Genomic DNA, 15,825 nt, shown 5'->3' with positions numbered 1-15,825 from the left:
ACCGTTATTTCGCGATTATCAAGCTTGTGCCCGCTGTTTTTTCACGAAACAAGCATCGCATGAGCGTTCCCAAGTCCCATCCTTTTGATTTCGATCCGACCTATGGCATGCAGCGCGAACAGCTGCTGGCCATTGCCCCGCCCGAAGCACCGCCGGGCTTCGATGATTTCTGGAAAAAGCGCTATCGCCGCGCGCTTGCCACGGATCCCCGGCCGGTGCTGCGCAAGAGCAGGCTCAACGATCCCCGCTGGCATGTCCTCGACATGACCTACACCTCCACCGGCGGTTTTCGCATCGGCGGGTGGCTGCTTTTGCCGCGCGAAGGGCAGGTGCGTCGCGGTCTCGTTGTCGGCCACGGTTATGGCGGGCGGGGTCAGCCCGATTTCGACGTGCCGGTGGAAGAAACGGCCGTGCTGTTTCCCTGTTTTCGCGGGCTTTCGCTAAGCGCCTGCCCACCGATTTCATCCGATCCGGCCCTCCATGTTCTCTATAACATCGACAGGAAAGACGACTACATCATTGGCGGCTGCGTCGATGATCTGTGGGTCGCCGTTTCCACGCTCATAAGTCTCTATCCCTGGCTGGAGGGGCAGGTGGGTTATAGCGGCATCAGTTTCGGCGGCGGCATCGGTGCTCTGGCATTACCCTTTGACAAGCGCATGGATCGTGGCCACCTGGTGGTCCCGACATTCGGACACCGGCCGTTCTGGCTGACGCTGCCAACGGTGGGTAGTGCGGATGCGGTTCAGACTTACCAGAAGACCCATGCCAATGTGCTCGAGACGCTGCGCCTGTTCGACGCCGCCTCTGCCGCCACCCGCATAAAAGTGCCGATGCTGGTCGCGCCCGCGCTTTTCGACCCGGCAGTGGCGCCACCCTGCCAGTTCGCGGTGGCCAATGCTCTGCCGCAATCAAAATTTAATGAAATCTTCATCCTCGACGCCGGGCATTTCGATTACCCTGACAGCGCATCGCAAGATGCGGTCCATAAGGACAAGGTCAGACGGTTTTTCAAGGTGCCATGAAACGCGAATATCTCCGCTGGTATAGTCAAAGGCTTCATCGCGACATGGAGCTGTTAATATTCGGTCATTCTGGCGCCAAGGTGCTGATGTTTCCCACCCGCGACGGACGTTTCTTCGAATATGAGGAGCTCGGCCTTGTCGGCAGTCTGGCCGACAAGCTCGAGGCGGGCCACCTTCAGCTTTATTGCATAGAGGGGCTGGCCAGAGAGACCTTCTATGCGGCCCGGCATCATCCTGCCGATCGTCTTCGCCGCCATGCTGCTTTCGAAGAGTATATTCTGAACGAAGTGCTGCCGCTGATGGCCGATAAAAACCCGCATGGTGACACGATCGTGCAGGGTTGCAGTCTGGGCGCGTTTCAGGCCGCCAGCCTCGTCTTTCGCCATCCGCATCTTTTTCGCAAGCTCGTCGCCTTTTCCGGCCGTTATGACCTGACGATGAAGGTGGAATCCTTCGGCGACCTGTTCGATGGCTATTACGATGACGACGTCTATTTCCACATGCCGAGCCATTTCCTGCCGGGCCTTGCCTGCCCATGGCGGCTCGACAGCCTGCGCCGGATCGACATGGTTTTCACCATCGGCAATGCAGACCCGTTTCTGGACAATAATCATCGTCTGAGCCGGGTTCTGTCGGACAAACAGGTGGGGCATCAAATGCACGTCTGGGATGGCCGCGCCCACCGGGCGGGCGCATGGCGCAAGATGGCGGCGCTTTATATTTGAGCCGCCACATTAAAAAAAGCCGGAGGTGTCTCCGGCTTTTCAGATCGCGGTCGTAACGACTCTCAGCCCGCCAGTCCCGCCAGCGCCTTCACCAGACCCTGCGTCGAGCTGTCATGGCCGGCGGCACTTTCCTTGCCTTCAACGACGGGAAGCAGGCCCGTTGCGAGTTCCTTGCCAAGCTCCACGCCCCATTGGTCGAAGGAGTTGATGCGGAACAGCACGCCTTCGACGAAAACGCGATGCTCGTAGAGCGCGATGAGGCGGCCCAGAGCAAATGGCGTCAGCTTGTCGTAGACGAAGGTGATGGAGGGGCGGTTGCCGGTGAAGACGCGGTGCGGCGCGATGAAATCGGCCTGGCTGTCTTCCATGCCCTTGGAAGTGAGCTGTGCTTTCGCTTCGGCGAGCGTGCGGCCCTTCATCAGTGCTTCCGATTGCGCCAGGCAATTGGCGATGAGAAGCTGGTGCTGGTGGCGCAGTTCGGGCTCGAAGCCGTTGGCGGCAATCATGAATTCCGCCGGAATGACGCTCGTGCCCTGATGGATGAGCTGGTAGAAAGCGTGCTGGCCGTTAGTGCCGGGTTCGCCCCAGACGACCGGGCCGGACTGACCTTCGACCGGTGTGCCGTCGATGGTAACGCCCTTGCCGTTCGATTCCATATCGAGCTGCTGCAGATAAGCCGGGAAGCGCGACAGACGCTGGTCATAGGGCAGGATCGCCCGGGTCGGATAATTCAGCACGTTGCGGTTATAAAAACCGATGAGGCCGAGCAGCATCGGCAGGTTTTCACGGATCGGCGCTTCGCGGAAGTGCCTGTCCATGGCATGCGCCCCATCCAGGAACTTGCCGAAATTATCCGGGCCGATGGCGATCATCAGCGGCAGGCCGATGGCCGACCAGATCGAATAACGTCCGCCAACCCAGTCCCAGAAACCGAAGATGCGGTCGCTTTCGATGCCGAAGGCGGCCACTTTTTCCAGTGCGGTCGAAACGGCGGCGAAGTGATGCTTGACGGCTGCTTCACCCAGTTTCTCAGCGATGAAACGGCGCGCGGTGGCGGCGTTCGTCATCGTCTCGATGGTGGTGAAAGTCTTGGAGGCCACGATGAAAAGCGAGGTCTCAGGGTCGATGAGCTTCAGCGTATCGGCAATATGAGCGCCATCGATATTGGACACGAAATGCGCGCGCGGGCCGTCATGGAAAGGCGCAAGCGCCAGCGTCGCCATGACGGGGCCAAGATCGGAACCGCCAATGCCGATATTGATGACATCGGTGATCTTTTTGCCGGTCGCACCTTTCAGCGAACCGGAACGGATCGCATCGGCAAATTTGCCCATGGCGGCGAGAACGGCGTTCACGTCAGGCATCACGTCCTTGCCGTCAACGAGAACCGGCGTGTTGGAGCGGTTGCGCAGTGCGGTATGCAGCACGGCGCGGTCTTCGGTGAAGTTGATCGCCTTGCCGGAGAACATCTCCTCGCGCTTGGCCTCGACACCGCCCTCGCGCGCCAGCTGTTCGAGAAGCGTGACGATCTCCTCATTCACGGCGCATTTGGAATAATCCATCAGCAGGTCATCGAATTTGGCGCTGAAACGGCTGAATCTCTTGTCGTCGGCCGCAAAAGCGGCGCGAAGATCGGCTGCGGCTGTGCTGCTTGCCGTTGATTTCAGTTTTTCGATGGTGGCCTGCATCTTGTGCTCCTCGGCTTCCGTGGAAGGATGAGGAAACTATTCTTTTTCAGGCGGCCAAATCAAGGCGACTTTGATAAAAGAAAAGGGCCGGGATGAAAGAAAGAGCCGGTCGCCCGGCTCTCCCCATTGCGCGAGACAATCAGTTCAGATTGCGCAATTCGCGCCGCAAGATTTTGCCGACATTCGATTTCGGCAACTCGGTGCGAAACTCGATGATTTTCGGCCGTTTGTAGTTCGTCAGGTTCTTGGCGCAGAAGGCCTTGAGCTCCGCTTCCGTGAGCGACTGGTCCTTCTTGACGACGAAAAGCTTGACGGTTTCGCCGGAATGTTCGTCCGGAACACCGATCGCGGCGCATTCCAGCACGCCCGGATGGCTGGCCGCCACTTCCTCCACCTCGTTCGGATAGACGTTGAAACCGGAAACGAGGATCATGTCCTTCTTGCGGTCGACGATCTTGGTGTAACCGCGCTCGTCCATGAAACCCATGTCGCCGGAACGGAAGAAGCCGTCGGCGGTCATAGCTTTTGCGGTTTCATCCGGCCGCTGCCAATAGCCGGCCATGACCTGCGGACCGCGAATGCAGATCTCGCCCACTTCGCCCGTTGGCAGGCTGTTGCCGTCCTCGTCGCGAATATCGATTTCCGTCGAGGAGATGGGCAGACCGATGGTGCCGCTGAATTCCGTCGAATCGAGACGGTTGACGGTTGCAACCGGCGATGTCTCGGAGAGGCCATAACCTTCGGCAATCGGGCAGCCGACGATGGAAAGCCAGCGTTCCGCGACAGGCCTCTGCACGGCCATGCCGCCGCCGAGAACCAGAATGAGGGACGAGAGATCGAGCTTGCGGAAATCCTCATTATTCATCAGCGCGTTGAAAAGCGTGTTGATACCGGGGAAAACATGCGGCTGATAATGCGCCAGCTCCTTCACGAAGCCGGGAATGTCGCGCGGATTGGCGATCAGCAGATTATGGCCGCCGAGCGCGATGCCCATCAGCGAATTCACCGTCAATGCGAAGATGTGGCAGAGCGGCAGCGCGCAGATGAAGTTGAGAACTTCCGGGCGGTCTTTTCGGCCGTTGAAGGCGGCGTCCAGCCACAGGCTGATTTGAAGCTTGTTGGCCAGAAGATTGGCATGGGTGAGAACCGCACCCTTGGATACACCCGTGGTTCCCCCGGTATATTGCAGGAAGGCGATGTCCTGCGCCGTGAGGCTGACCGGCTTCAGCGAGAAGCCCTGAGCTTCCTTCAGCATCGCCTTGAAGCTGATGGAGCCGGGAATGGTGTAGGCGGGCACCAGTTTCTTGACCTTGCGAACCACCAGATTGACGATATGTCCCTTCAGGCCGAGGAGATCGCCCATCGCCGCGACGACCACATGCCGCACCGCGGTTTTCGGCACCGCCTGCTGTGCCACATGCGCGAAATTTTCCAGCACGAAGATGGCCTTTGCGCCGGAATCCTTGAGCTGATGCTCCAGTTCGCGCGGCGTGTAGAGCGGATTGACATTGACCACGATCATGCCCGCCCGCAGGATCCCGTATACGGCGACGGGATTTTGCAGGATATTCGGCATCATCACCGCAACCCGGTCGCCTTTTTCCAGTCCTCTGGATTGCAGCCAGGCAGCGACCGCGCGGGTTTCAGCGTCCAGTTCTCGATAGGTCAGGGACTTTCCCATGCTGGAAAAGGCCTTGCGGTCGGCAAATTGCGCACAGCTCTTTTCGAGAAGCTCGACAAGGGAGGCATGGGCGGATGCGGGGATTTCGGAAGGTACGCCCGGCGGATAGGATGCCAGCCAACGCTTCTCCGCGCTGACATTTTCCGGGTGTCCCAGGGACAGTTCACTCATGCTTCTCCTCCCAGAGTCGTTGTCGCGCCGCGCATTCCTTAAAATGCGTGAAGGGCGCTTTCGGCTGCCTGATGTTCACGAGGCTCCCGCATTCAACCGGCCCAATCGGCCAGGTTGAGGGAACCCCATGTGGCGTCACCGGATCGACCGCTCCTCTCGCTCCCCGGTGACGAATGATAGACGCGTAATCCCTTGACGTCCATCTCGTCGCCAAAACCTATTTAACTCTAACGTAAACGTCAATATTGCTGCCGCACATCTCGCCAACTCGTGAAGGGAAATGCATTTTCCCGTCTTTTTTGACTTTAATCCTGATTTGAGCGATCAACATAATTCGCAAAGCAGGGCAGGATTGGAAATGGCAGGCAGGGCAGCGCTGGAACTGAAATCGGTCGGGAAGAGATTCGGCGATACGGATGTGCTGTCCGATATCGATCTCTCCGTCGAGCGCGGCGAAATCATTTGTCTGGTGGGACGCTCCGGCTGTGGAAAATCGACGCTGCTGCGCATCGTGGCGGGCGTGGAGACGCCTGATCATGGCAGCGTTTCCTTAAACGGTGCGGTCGTCGCAGGTCCCGCTGTTTTCGTCGAGCCGGAAAAGCGCAATATCGGTTTTGTCTTTCAGGACTATGCGCTGTTTCCGCATCTCACCGTCGAGCAGAATGTCATGTTCGGCCTTCGGTCTCTGCCAAAGGCGGAAGCCCGAGCCCGTGCTGCCGAGATGATCGAACATGTTCATCTGCAGGAACTGGCGAAACGTTATCCGCATACGCTTTCGGGCGGTGAGCAGCAGCGCGTGGCGCTTGCCCGTGCGCTTGCCCCGCAGCCCGGTCTGCTGTTGATGGATGAACCCTTTTCCAATCTGGACAGGGGATTGCGCGACAGCGTGCGCGAGGAAACGCTGGGCCTGCTGCGGCAACTGGGCACGACGGCGATCATGGTTACCCATGATCCGGAAGAGGCGCTTTCGGCAGGCGACCGTGTGGTTTTGATGCAGCGCGGGCGTATCGTGCAGAGCGGCACGGGTTACGAAATCCACGATCATCCCAAAACCCGCTATGCCGCCGATTTTTTCTGCGCCTTCAACAAGATCGAGGGCCGGGTGAGACAGGGCCGCGTCGAAACGCCGCTCGGGCTTCTGGGCGATGCGTCCGATCTGCCTGATGGTCTCGCCGCCGTTGCCTATGTTCGCCCAAATGCGATTTCGATCATCGAGGACGGCGCCGCGAAAGAAGGAATTGCCGGCGAAATATCGAGCCGTGTCTTCCTCGGTGAGATCGAGCAGCTTGGCATCGCCGTGCCGGGACTGTCGGCCGATCTGCGTGTCAGGACGATGCAGCGCACTCCCGCCCGCACCACGGCGGTGCGTTTCGGTATCGATCCCAAGGGCGTGCTTATATTTACTGCAAGTTGAATGAGCGGATTTGTATGTTTATTTTCGCTCCATTTTCAACTCTTGGTGATCGAATTCGCCCTAAAAACACGGAAATAAAACTTGATTTAACTCATCATGTATGATGTCTGCTCCCTCTATATTGCCGCTATCGGAGAGGGAGACAAAACATGACGAAATTTACGAGATTTGCCCTGCTTGCCAGCACGGTTGCCTTTGCGGCCGGAACCGCGAGCGCCGCGGAGATCAACATCTACACTACCAGAGAGCCGGGCCTGATCCAGCCGCTTCTGGAATCCTTCACCGCTTCGAGCGGCGTCAAGGTCAACACCGTGTTCCTGAAGGACGGTCTTGCCGAGCGCGTTCTGAGCGAGGGCGCAAGCTCGCCTGCCGACGTTCTGATGACGGTGGATGCCGGCAACCTCGTTGATCTCGCCGAAAAGGGCGTTACCCAGGCGGTCGAATCCGAAACCCTGACCAAGGCCATTCCGGCTGAACTTCGCGACGCCAAGGGCCACTGGTTCGCGCTCTCTATGCGCGCCCGCGTTCTTTATGCGGCGAAGGATGTCGATCTCGCCTCGTTCAACTATGAAGATCTGGCGGATGCGAAGTGGAAGGGCAAGGTCTGCATTCGCGCCGGCCAGCACCCCTATAACACCGCGCTCTTTGCCGACTACATCGCCCATTACGGCGCTGCCGACACCGAGAAGTGGCTTGCCGGCGTCAAGGAAAACCTGGCCCGCAAGGCAGGCGGCGGCGACCGCGATGTTGCCAAGGATATCCTCGGCGGCATTTGCGATATCGGCATCGCCAACTCCTATTATGTCGGCCTGATGCGCTCGGGCAAGGGCGGCGAGGAGCAGGTGAAGTGGGGCGACGCCATCAAGGTGGTTCTGCCGACCTTCAAGAATGGCGGCACGCAGGTCAATATCAGCGGCGCGGCCGTGGCCAAGAATGCGCCGAACAAGGCGGAAGCGGTCAAGCTGCTGGAATATCTCGTCTCCGACGAAGCCCAGAAGATCTATGCTGAAGCCAACTACGAATATCCGGTCAAGCAGGGTGCGGCTCTCAACGAGATCGTCGCTTCCTTCGGCACGCTGAAGATCGATAACAAGCCGCTGACGGAAATCGTCTCGCATCGCAAGCAGGCGAGCGAGCTGGTCGACAAGGTCGGTTTCGACAAGTAAAGGCCATCGAAAGCATCGGACCGAAAAGTATACGCGGTTTTCGGAAAATCCGATGCTTTAACGAAAAGATAGAGCGTCGGACACGGTTGCGTTTTTCTGTCCGACGCTCTAGCGATAACATGGTGGAAGGCGTTCGCATCTGCGGGCGCCTTTCCGCGTATTTTCTGAAAGCACATGAATCCAGACGCCATCCAGCCATTGAGACCCCGTGCCCGAGCCAGGTTTTCATCCTCCTTCTGGTGGCTGTGCCTCTCCGTGCTGGCGGTCTGTGGCGCCATGGTGCCGGTGCTGGCGCTCGTCTCGCAGGCATTGCAGGGTTCTGAAGGCCTGTGGGCGCATCTCGGCTCGACCGTGCTCTGGACGGCGCTTCCGGATACGGCGATCCTTCTTGCCGGTGTCGGGCTGCTGGCCGGTGTCGTCGGAACCTATGCCGCCTGGCTGGTCACGGCCTATGATTTTCCCGGCCGCAAAATATTGGAATGGGCGCTGCTGCTGCCGCTGGCCATGCCCACCTATATCGTCGCTTACGCCTATCTGGATATTCTGCATCCCATCGGACCGGTGCAGGGTGCGATCCGCTGGCTGCTCGGTTATTCCAGCCCGCGCGAATTCCGCCTGCCGGACATAAGGTCCATGACGGGCTGCATTGTCCTTCTCGGTTTCGTGCTGTTTCCCTATGTCTATATTCCCGTGCGCGCCATGTTCCTGACGCAGGCGGGCAACCTGCTGGAAGCGGCACGCACACTCGGCGTTTCCAGACGCGCGGCTTTCTTTAAAGTGGCAGTGCCGCTCGCACGCCCGGCGATTGCGGTCGGCACCAGTCTTGCTCTGATGGAAGCGCTGAACGACATAGGAGCATCGGAGTTCCTCGGCGTCCGCACGCTCACCGTTTCCGTCTACACGACCTGGGTCACGAAATCCGACCTCCCGGGTGCGGCGCAGATCGCGCTTTCCATGCTGTTCATCGTTGTCGCCCTCGTGGCGCTCGAGCGCTGGGCGCGGCGCAAGCAGCGTTATGCGGTTTCGGCGCAGAAAAGCAGGGAACTGGAGCCAGTGCGGCTGAATGGCCTGAAGGGCTGGTTTGCCTTCGCGCTTGGCGGCCTGCCGGTCTTGATCGGCTTTGTCGCACCGGCCAGCTATCTCGTCATCGAGGCATGGAAACGGTTCCGTTTCAGCGGTCTGTCCGCCCGTTTTGCCGATGAGGCTTTGAACACCATCGTCTTTGCCGGGCTGGCGACGGTGATCACCCTGATCCTCGGCCTTGCGGTTGCTTATGCAATGCGGCTTGCACCGGGGCGTCTCTCGCTCTGGTCCTATCGCCTTTCGACGGTCGGATATGCGGCCCCCGGCACGGTCATCGCCATCGGCGTGCTGATTGCGCTCGGCGGCTTCGACCGCTTTGTCGACCAGACCATGCGTGACTGGTTCGGCATTTATACCGGCCTCATCTTCATCGGCAGCGGTGCCGCGCTGATCTACGCCTATTCGGCGCGTTTCCTGACCATTGCCGCAGGCGGTGTGGATGCCGGCCTCAGCCGCATCCCGCAATCCTTCGATCACGCCTCGCGAACGCTCGGGCGATCCGCGACGCAGACATTCCGCCAGATTCATCTGCCGCTATCCAAGGCGTCGCTTGCGGCTGCGGCGCTGCTGATCTTTGTCGATTGCGTCAAGGAACTTCCCGCCACGCTTCTGTTGAGGCCGCTCAATTTCGAAACCTTCGCTACCCATCTTTATGGTGAAGCGGCGCGCGGCACCTATGAGGAGGCGGCCATCGCAGCGCTGGCAATCGTCGTCATCGGCATGCTTCCGGTCATGCAGCTTGCAAGGATCGGCCGACGCAAGAGCTGATATCGAAGCGCTTCGCGATAAATGACAGGCGCAAAACTGTGCGAGAAGCCAATAAGCTTCAAATCCCGCCAGAAAACGACAAGCATCCTGCCTTAATCCTGATGTAAATACTCAGCTTAATTGAGGTGCCGCGGCCTGTCGGATATGGACATCGGCCGCGATCTGTTTCGGGGCATATCTTGAAAAATTTGCATGGGATGTTTTTGAGCCGTATGGCTTTGGGCACGGCCGCCGTTGTTTTGATGGCGCCAGCGATGGGCCACGCGCAGGACACGACCGTTCTGCGGCAGATTACCGTTGAAGGGCAGGGCGCGGAAAACGCGACGGGCCCGGTCCGGGGTTATGTCGCGAAGAAAAGCGCGGCGGGTTCGAAAACAGAGACGGAAACCAAGGATATTCCGCAATCCGTATCGGTCGTCGGCCGCCAGGAAATGGATGACCGTGGCGCGGTGACGAAAATCGACGAGGTACTGCGTTATACCCCCGGCGTGACGGCGGAGCCCTTCGGTACGGACCCGGATACGGACTGGATTTATATTCGCGGTTTTCAGGCCACCCAGACCGGCGTGTTTCTCGATGGTCTGAACCTGTTCAGCTACGGTTTCGGCGGTTTCCAGATGGATGCCTATGGTCTGGAGCGCGTGGAAGTTCTGAAGGGCCCCGCCTCGGTGCTTTATGGTGGCGCCAATCCCGGCGGCATCGTGCAGATGGTCCGCAAGCGCACGCAGGATGAGCCGGTGCGCGAAACGGAAATCGGCATCAATAATTTCGGCAATGCCTTCTTCGGCTTCGATCTCGGCGACAAGGTCGATGAGCAAGGGGTATGGAAGTACCGCGTCACCGGCAAGGTCTCCGGCGGCGACAATTACACCGATTATTCCGAGGACTTGCGCGGCTTCATCATGCCGCAGATCACCTTCGAACCGGATGCGCAGACAAGCGCGACGCTCTACGGCTATTTCTCGGCGCTCGATCAGGTTCATATCGGCAACGGTTTCCTGCCCTATGTCGGCACGGTGGTCGACGCGCCTTTCGGCAAGCTCGACCGCAAGGCCTTTTATGGCGAACCGGATATCGACAATGGCCGCGTCTACCAGTCCATGGTGGGTTACGAGGTCAGCCATGAATTCGACAATGGCTGGAAGATCAGCCAGAACGCCCGTTACGGCCACCTCTACAAGCACGAGACCGGACCCTATGCCGGCGGTTGGGCCAATACCGATGCAAATGGCCAGCCTATCCTCGATGCCACCACCAACGACTATATGCTGACGCGGTTCGGTTATGACGGCGTGTCGAAAGTCGACAGCTTCGGTGTCGATAACCGGGTCGAAGGCCAGTTCGATACAGGCGCAGTCAACCATTCGCTGCTCTTCGGTCTCGACTATAAATATTACCGGCTGGATCAGGTACAGGCCTGCTGCGGATCGAATGCAATCGGCGCGCTCAACCCGATCTATGGCTCGACGCAGGGAACGAATTTCGTTTACGCCGACAATATCGTGACCCAGCAGCAGATCGGCATCTATGCCCAGGACCAGCTGCGTTTCGGCGACGGCTGGCTGGTCACGCTGAATGGCCGTTACGACTATGTCGATACGGAACTGAACAACAGGCTGCCGGCGGGCCTATCCCGCCGCTCGAATGACGATGCGCTGAGTGGCCGGGCCGGCCTTGCCTATGAATTCGATAACGGTCTGACGCCCTATGTCTCTGCGGCCACCTTCTTCAATCCGCTGATCGATACGCTCGCGGATGGCACGCCCGCTTCGCCGGAGGAAGGTCATCAGTTCGAGGCCGGCATCAAATACGAGCCGACCTTCTTCGATGGCAGCATCACGGCTTCCGTCTTCAAGCTGGTCAAGGACAATGCCATCGTGTCCTATACGGCCGGCGGCATAACCACGAGCGGACAGTTCGGGCAGGTGGAGTCTACCGGGTTCGAACTGGAGGCCAAGGCCAATCTCAGCGAGAACTGGAAGGCACTCGCCTCCTATTCCTATACGGATCTTGAGATTACCCGTGATGCCAATCCCAATCTGATCGGCAAGTCGCCATGGATCGTGCCCGCCCACACCGCCTCGCTGTGGCTGGACTATGCCTTTACCAACGATGCGCTTGATGGACTCAGCATCGGCGGCGGTGTGCGCTATCAGGGCAAATCCTGGGCGGATGCGGCAAACACGCTGCGGGTGCCGGATGCCGCCGTCTTCGACGCCGCTATCCGCTATGAGAAGAACGACTGGACCGCATCGATCAACGTCGCCAATGTCTTCGACAAGGAATATGTGAAGAGCTGCGCCGGCGTCTCCGTCTGCGGCTGGGGCGATAGCCGCACCATCACCTTCAAGCTTTCCAAGAAGTGGTAAGGCTTGGCCGAAGGCCGGCAGTTGCAGGGAAAGCAGTTTGCCACTATAAACATGAATAGATTTATCATGTTTATAGTGGCGCCATGGCGCCCTGCGGGATCGAGAGGCCATGGCTTTCCGCGTGCGGATGGAAAATGAGATTGAGGGCTTTGCCGTCATCGGCGGCCCGCGCTCAAGGGTCTGGAACGGCATTGTCGCCGATCTCTGGGATGTGCGTTGCGCCCCGAAGGCGGGCGGGCGTTATGTCGGCAAGGATCCGCGCTTTGTTTTCTTGCTGGATATGGACGGGACGGATGACGGCCGGTTCATGATGAACCGCTGCCGCCGCGATAATTTCGGATCGTCAAAGGCGAACCGGATTTCCTTCGTGCCCGCCGATCTGGATGTGCATGCCGAACTCAGCAACGTCTCTTTCGTGCGTCATCTCGATCTGCATTTCGATGCGGGATTGCTGGGTGCGCGGCTGGTGCAGGGCTTCGATCCGCACGGCCTGCTCGATCCGCATCTGATGTTCGAGGATGAGCGCCTGCTGGCGCTGGCGCGATTGATTGCCGCCGAATGTGATAATCCCGATCCGCTGCACGACCTCTACGGCGAGAGCCTTGTGCTGGCACTGTTGACGGATTTCCTGAAGGTGAAGCGGGAGCCGGTCAAAAAACGCAGCAAGCTCGCCGTCTGGCAGTTAAGGGTGGCGACGGACTACATCCGCGAACATTGCCTGCGGTCGATCCGGCTGGAGGAACTGGCGGAACTGACCAACCTGTCGCAATCGCATTTCAGCCATGCCTTCAAGGCCTCCACCGGTGTGCCGCCGCATCAATGGCAGATGCAGGCGCGCATCGATCGCGTCAAGGAACTGATGATGCGAACCGACATGGCGCTGACCGACATCGCCATCGCCGCCGGTTTTTCCGATCAGGCGCATTTCTCCCGAGTCTTTCGCAAGATGGTCGGTGTCTCTCCGTCCGTCTGGCAGAAAATCCGCCAATAAACGCGCGTTTTCGTTCCATTTTCCTTCAAAAAAATTCCGGCAAAAGCGCCTGAAACGCCGCGGAACGAATTGTCCGTCGAGGGGTTTACCAGACGTGACACAAACGAGGAAAATCAAGGAGGAAAGGCACATGATGCATCAGGAACCCCGCGCCGGACAGGATCCCTATGTCAAGGATACGCCGAGCCTGATCGCCAGCGACAAGGTGGAAGGCACCCGCGTTTATGGTGCCGATGGCAAACATATCGGCTCGATCCAGCGCATCATTCTGGAAAAACGCGGCGGGCGCGTGGCCTATGCGGTGTTGAGCTTTGGTGGCTTCCTCGGCATTGGCGACGATTATTATCCGCTGCCATGGGAAAAGCTGCATTACGACGAAGAACTCGACGGCTACCGCATCGATCTCACCAAGGAAGAGATCGAAAACGCGCCGCACTTCGCCAATCTCGATGATAACGACCTGCTGAACGCCAGGGATCGCAAGGTCTACGACTATTACGGCGTCGCCCCCTATTGGATGTAAAATCCGCCCGGAAGGCACTGCCGGTTATTCGATCCCCCGGAAGCGTCGCACATAAAAGAACGGCTCCTTTTCAGGAGCCGTTTTTCGTTTGGGCGTCAATGCGGGTTTTTCTGCATCTCGGAAACCGCGTCGGTGAAGCACTTGCGTGCCTCCTCGGGCGATTTGCGTCCGTCAAGCGCGGCGCGGCAGGCGCTTCTCGCTCTCACGAAGCTCAACCCACCGATTTTGGGCCAGCCTTCGGTCAACAATGTCAGCGCTTCGAAGGGGCCGGCGATGACGCTTTTGCCATTCGCCTCAAGATTGACCTCGACAGGTTCTGTCCATCTCTCGTTCTTCATCGTGCACCTCCCAGAGCAACGCGATCCCGAAATTCACCCGACAGCGAAGCAACCCATGAACGCAGTCGTGTGTCACTGCTGCTTAGGATATGCGCAAGCGATCGAATTGACAACGGGGATCAACGGAAGCCGAAAAACGACAGGATTGCCAGGACGATGACGACGAGGCCGACGATGTAGATGATCTGGTTCATGATTTTCTCCTTGGCTGGTGTCATCACCATAACGTGAGGGAGAAGACGAGGTTCCAGCAGCCAATAAGAATTTAATCACGTACTAAAATGTTGCGGGCGTCCCATCGTAAATAGGAGGTGGGTGTCACCTCCGCAGGATCACCCAGATCGCGTGAATAATGCCGGGAACATAACCGCACAGCGTCAGGAGAATATTGATCCAGAAATGCAGGCCGAGCCCGACCTGGAGAAACACGCCGACGGGCGGCAGGATGATGGCGATGAGAATACGAATAACGTCCACGACGATCGGCTTTCCAGTTAACAATAGCGATCAACGCCCGAGAAGGCAGGTTGGTTTCAAATGTCTTAAGTGCGAGGGAAGGACGGCAAACAACGATCGGCACCTGGAACAGTGATCGTGCATTGATTGATTTCGGGGATAAAAATGGTGCCGCTTACGTGAGGCATTTCCTGAAATCTATGGCTTTGAATACTAACGTCTTTTGCCGGTGGTAGTGAGACACGATGCCTCACTTTTATGTGCCAGTTTTGTACGGGAAAATAAACGCATGGCAAGAGGCAGGTCGTTAATCTGCAATATAAAGAAGCAAACATCAGAGCGTAAATGCAACGTTAGTAATCATGATCGAGTTGTTTTACGGTGTTGCGGTAACTCCCCAGTGGCTCAACAGACTTAGTGCAACGACAGCTACAACCCCAATTACCATGAAGATAACTCTCTTCGTGAATGCGAGCGGTGGCGCTATGCCGACCACGATCAAACCACAGGCGACAGCGCAGAGCGCCGCAATGGCCGTGGAGGCCGTTTCGGAAACGTTCGGCGGCGCAGTGCCGTGTGCGGAGTAGCCGAAAACGAAGCTGAAGCCGATCATGCTGACTGCTACTACGAGAGAGGTCCAAAGTGGCCATCCTCGTAACCCGATAATAATAGCCCCACAGTACAACACATAGCAGACCGCGATAAACGTATAGGGGAAGCGAATGTACACATCTGCTGCGGTGGGCACGAAAGCAGGTAGGGATATCAACACGCCCTGCAACAAATAGAACACGGTTCCAATCAGCACTCTTGCGTTGAAGATGTTGGCCCAGCGGACAGGCCAAGGTTCCCGCGCAGCACCCTTGAACTCGTTTTCGATCCTTGCGCCCACAGCAATGAAACTGACGAAGAGCGCCATGGCAATCATTGATGTGGCGACAACTGAAACCCTTATACCGAAAAGCTCTATTAGACCGGATACAATCGGCGTTACTAGCTCACCCCATTTTAGGATCAGCCAATCGGCCCATTTTGCAAGGTCGAGAATGTCTTGCAAGTTGGAAAGCAGGGTCAATGCCCCACCCCAAATTCCCAGCCATGTCAGTATCGAATGTCTGAATGTCTGTATCATTGATCGCTATGCCCTTGGAGAAATTATCGTTTCTTAACTCCGGCGGACGCGAATATCCCCGCATCAGAGGCCCAATTACAGAAGTAATGCTGCCGCACTTAATTGCAGAGGTTTACCCCATCCTTAACGATCACGGCCCATTTGGGACCGAGCGTTTCACGAGCGGATATTGCTTGATTGCTGCCGGGTTCGCCGTCTTTGAACTGAATAGCCCCAAGATTTGTAGACACCTTCTTTCCTAATTTTGAGGCAAGAAGAGCATCATGGGCAAATCGAATTTCAGCGAAGAGTTTAA

General features: G+C 57.9%; 13 protein-coding genes and 1 pseudogene. 8 read left to right on the top strand and 6 right to left on the bottom strand.

The window, feature by feature from the left end; genetic code table 11:
- The first annotated feature begins 59 nt into the window (after positions 1-59).
- The gene (locus ACIQUH_RS21335; RefSeq protein ID WP_400818679.1) at positions 60-1,025 is read left to right on the top strand and encodes an acetylxylan esterase; all 966 of its coding nucleotides are present in this window, start codon (positions 60-62) and stop codon (positions 1,023-1,025) included.
- Positions 1,022-1,750, top strand: coding sequence for an esterase family protein (locus ACIQUH_RS21330; protein ID WP_400818677.1), 729 nt, complete (start codon positions 1,022-1,024; stop codon positions 1,748-1,750). The genes ACIQUH_RS21335 and ACIQUH_RS21330 overlap by 4 nt, the downstream gene beginning before the upstream one ends.
- A gap of 62 nt (positions 1,751-1,812) precedes the next feature.
- Here the strand turns inward: ACIQUH_RS21330 and pgi are convergent, their stop codons facing one another.
- Both pgi and ACIQUH_RS21320 read right to left on the bottom strand, forming a co-directional pair.
- Complete coding sequence (pgi, locus tag ACIQUH_RS21325; protein ID WP_400818674.1) at positions 1,813-3,438, bottom strand: glucose-6-phosphate isomerase; 1,626 nt, start codon at positions 3,436-3,438, stop codon at positions 1,813-1,815.
- Between the two features lie 139 nt (positions 3,439-3,577).
- Positions 3,578-5,290: a long-chain fatty acid--CoA ligase gene (locus tag ACIQUH_RS21320; RefSeq protein ID WP_400818671.1), complete on the bottom strand. Its 1,713-nt coding sequence runs from the start codon at positions 5,288-5,290 to the stop codon at positions 3,578-3,580.
- Positions 5,291-5,648: 358 nt separating this feature from the next.
- Between ACIQUH_RS21320 and ACIQUH_RS21315 the strand changes: the two genes are divergently transcribed.
- The 6 genes from ACIQUH_RS21315 (at position 5,649) to ACIQUH_RS21290 (ending at position 13,604) form a co-directional block, all read left to right on the top strand.
- Complete coding sequence (locus ACIQUH_RS21315; protein ID WP_400818669.1) at positions 5,649-6,704, top strand: ABC transporter ATP-binding protein; 1,056 nt, start codon at positions 5,649-5,651, stop codon at positions 6,702-6,704.
- Between the two features lie 149 nt (positions 6,705-6,853).
- Positions 6,854-7,870, top strand: coding sequence for an extracellular solute-binding protein (locus tag ACIQUH_RS21310; RefSeq protein ID WP_400818667.1), 1,017 nt, complete (start codon positions 6,854-6,856; stop codon positions 7,868-7,870).
- A gap of 174 nt (positions 7,871-8,044) precedes the next feature.
- Complete coding sequence (locus tag ACIQUH_RS21305) at positions 8,045-9,721, top strand: ABC transporter permease (protein WP_400818664.1); 1,677 nt, start codon at positions 8,045-8,047, stop codon at positions 9,719-9,721.
- Between the two features lie 179 nt (positions 9,722-9,900).
- Positions 9,901-12,090 (top strand): TonB-dependent siderophore receptor, encoded by a 2,190-nt coding sequence (locus tag ACIQUH_RS21300; RefSeq protein WP_400818661.1) that lies wholly within the window; start codon positions 9,901-9,903, stop codon positions 12,088-12,090.
- 109 nt (positions 12,091-12,199) lie between these two features.
- Positions 12,200-13,081, top strand: a complete 882-nt coding sequence (locus tag ACIQUH_RS21295) for a helix-turn-helix transcriptional regulator (RefSeq protein WP_400818658.1) — start codon at positions 12,200-12,202, stop codon at positions 13,079-13,081.
- A 130-nt stretch (positions 13,082-13,211) separates the two neighbouring features.
- Complete coding sequence (locus ACIQUH_RS21290; protein WP_003503587.1) at positions 13,212-13,604, top strand: PRC-barrel domain-containing protein; 393 nt, start codon at positions 13,212-13,214, stop codon at positions 13,602-13,604.
- Positions 13,605-13,699: 95 nt separating this feature from the next.
- On the opposite strand, the gene ACIQUH_RS21285 is transcribed toward ACIQUH_RS21290, so the two are convergent.
- The 4 genes and pseudogenes from ACIQUH_RS21285 to ACIQUH_RS21270 form a co-directional block, all read right to left on the bottom strand.
- On the bottom strand, positions 13,700-13,942 hold the full coding sequence (locus tag ACIQUH_RS21285) for a DUF982 domain-containing protein (protein ID WP_003519998.1): 243 nt from the start codon (positions 13,940-13,942) through the stop codon (positions 13,700-13,702).
- A gap of 318 nt (positions 13,943-14,260) precedes the next feature.
- On the bottom strand, positions 14,261-14,419 hold the full coding sequence (locus ACIQUH_RS21280) for a YqaE/Pmp3 family membrane protein (RefSeq protein WP_003503579.1): 159 nt from the start codon (positions 14,417-14,419) through the stop codon (positions 14,261-14,263).
- A gap of 355 nt (positions 14,420-14,774) precedes the next feature.
- Positions 14,775-15,473 carry a hypothetical protein gene (locus ACIQUH_RS21275; protein ID WP_400818654.1) on the bottom strand — a complete coding sequence of 233 codons (699 nt, stop codon included), beginning with the start codon at positions 15,471-15,473 and terminating at the stop codon, positions 14,775-14,777.
- A gap of 155 nt (positions 15,474-15,628) precedes the next feature.
- A pseudogene (locus ACIQUH_RS21270) lies at positions 15,629-15,825 on the bottom strand (hypothetical protein); the annotation flags it as partial.

The sequence above is a fragment of the Agrobacterium sp. NPDC090283 genome (assembly GCF_044769685.1).
GTDB lineage: Bacteria > Pseudomonadota > Alphaproteobacteria > Rhizobiales > Rhizobiaceae > Agrobacterium.
This window is presented reverse-complemented; position numbering and strand designations above follow the sequence as displayed.

What these genes read in the sequence shown, in the direction of transcription:
- ACIQUH_RS21335 (WP_400818679.1), top strand. Translation starts at nt 60, where the DNA reads ATGAGCGTTCCCAAGTCCCATCCTTTTGATTTCGATCCGACCTATGGC.
- ACIQUH_RS21330 (WP_400818677.1), top strand. Translation starts at nt 1,022, where the DNA reads ATGAAACGCGAATATCTCCGCTGGTATAGTCAAAGGCTTCATCGCGAC.
- pgi (WP_400818674.1), bottom strand. Translation starts at nt 3,438, where the DNA reads ATGCAGGCCACCATCGAAAAACTGAAATCAACGGCAAGCAGCACAGCC.
- ACIQUH_RS21320 (WP_400818671.1), bottom strand. Translation starts at nt 5,290, where the DNA reads ATGAGTGAACTGTCCCTGGGACACCCGGAAAATGTCAGCGCGGAGAAG.
- ACIQUH_RS21315 (WP_400818669.1), top strand. Translation starts at nt 5,649, where the DNA reads ATGGCAGGCAGGGCAGCGCTGGAACTGAAATCGGTCGGGAAGAGATTC.
- ACIQUH_RS21310 (WP_400818667.1), top strand. Translation starts at nt 6,854, where the DNA reads ATGACGAAATTTACGAGATTTGCCCTGCTTGCCAGCACGGTTGCCTTT.
- ACIQUH_RS21305 (WP_400818664.1), top strand. Translation starts at nt 8,045, where the DNA reads ATGAATCCAGACGCCATCCAGCCATTGAGACCCCGTGCCCGAGCCAGG.
- ACIQUH_RS21295 (WP_400818658.1), top strand. Translation starts at nt 12,200, where the DNA reads ATGGCTTTCCGCGTGCGGATGGAAAATGAGATTGAGGGCTTTGCCGTC.
- ACIQUH_RS21290 (WP_003503587.1), top strand. Translation starts at nt 13,212, where the DNA reads ATGATGCATCAGGAACCCCGCGCCGGACAGGATCCCTATGTCAAGGAT.
- ACIQUH_RS21285 (WP_003519998.1), bottom strand. Translation starts at nt 13,942, where the DNA reads ATGAAGAACGAGAGATGGACAGAACCTGTCGAGGTCAATCTTGAGGCG.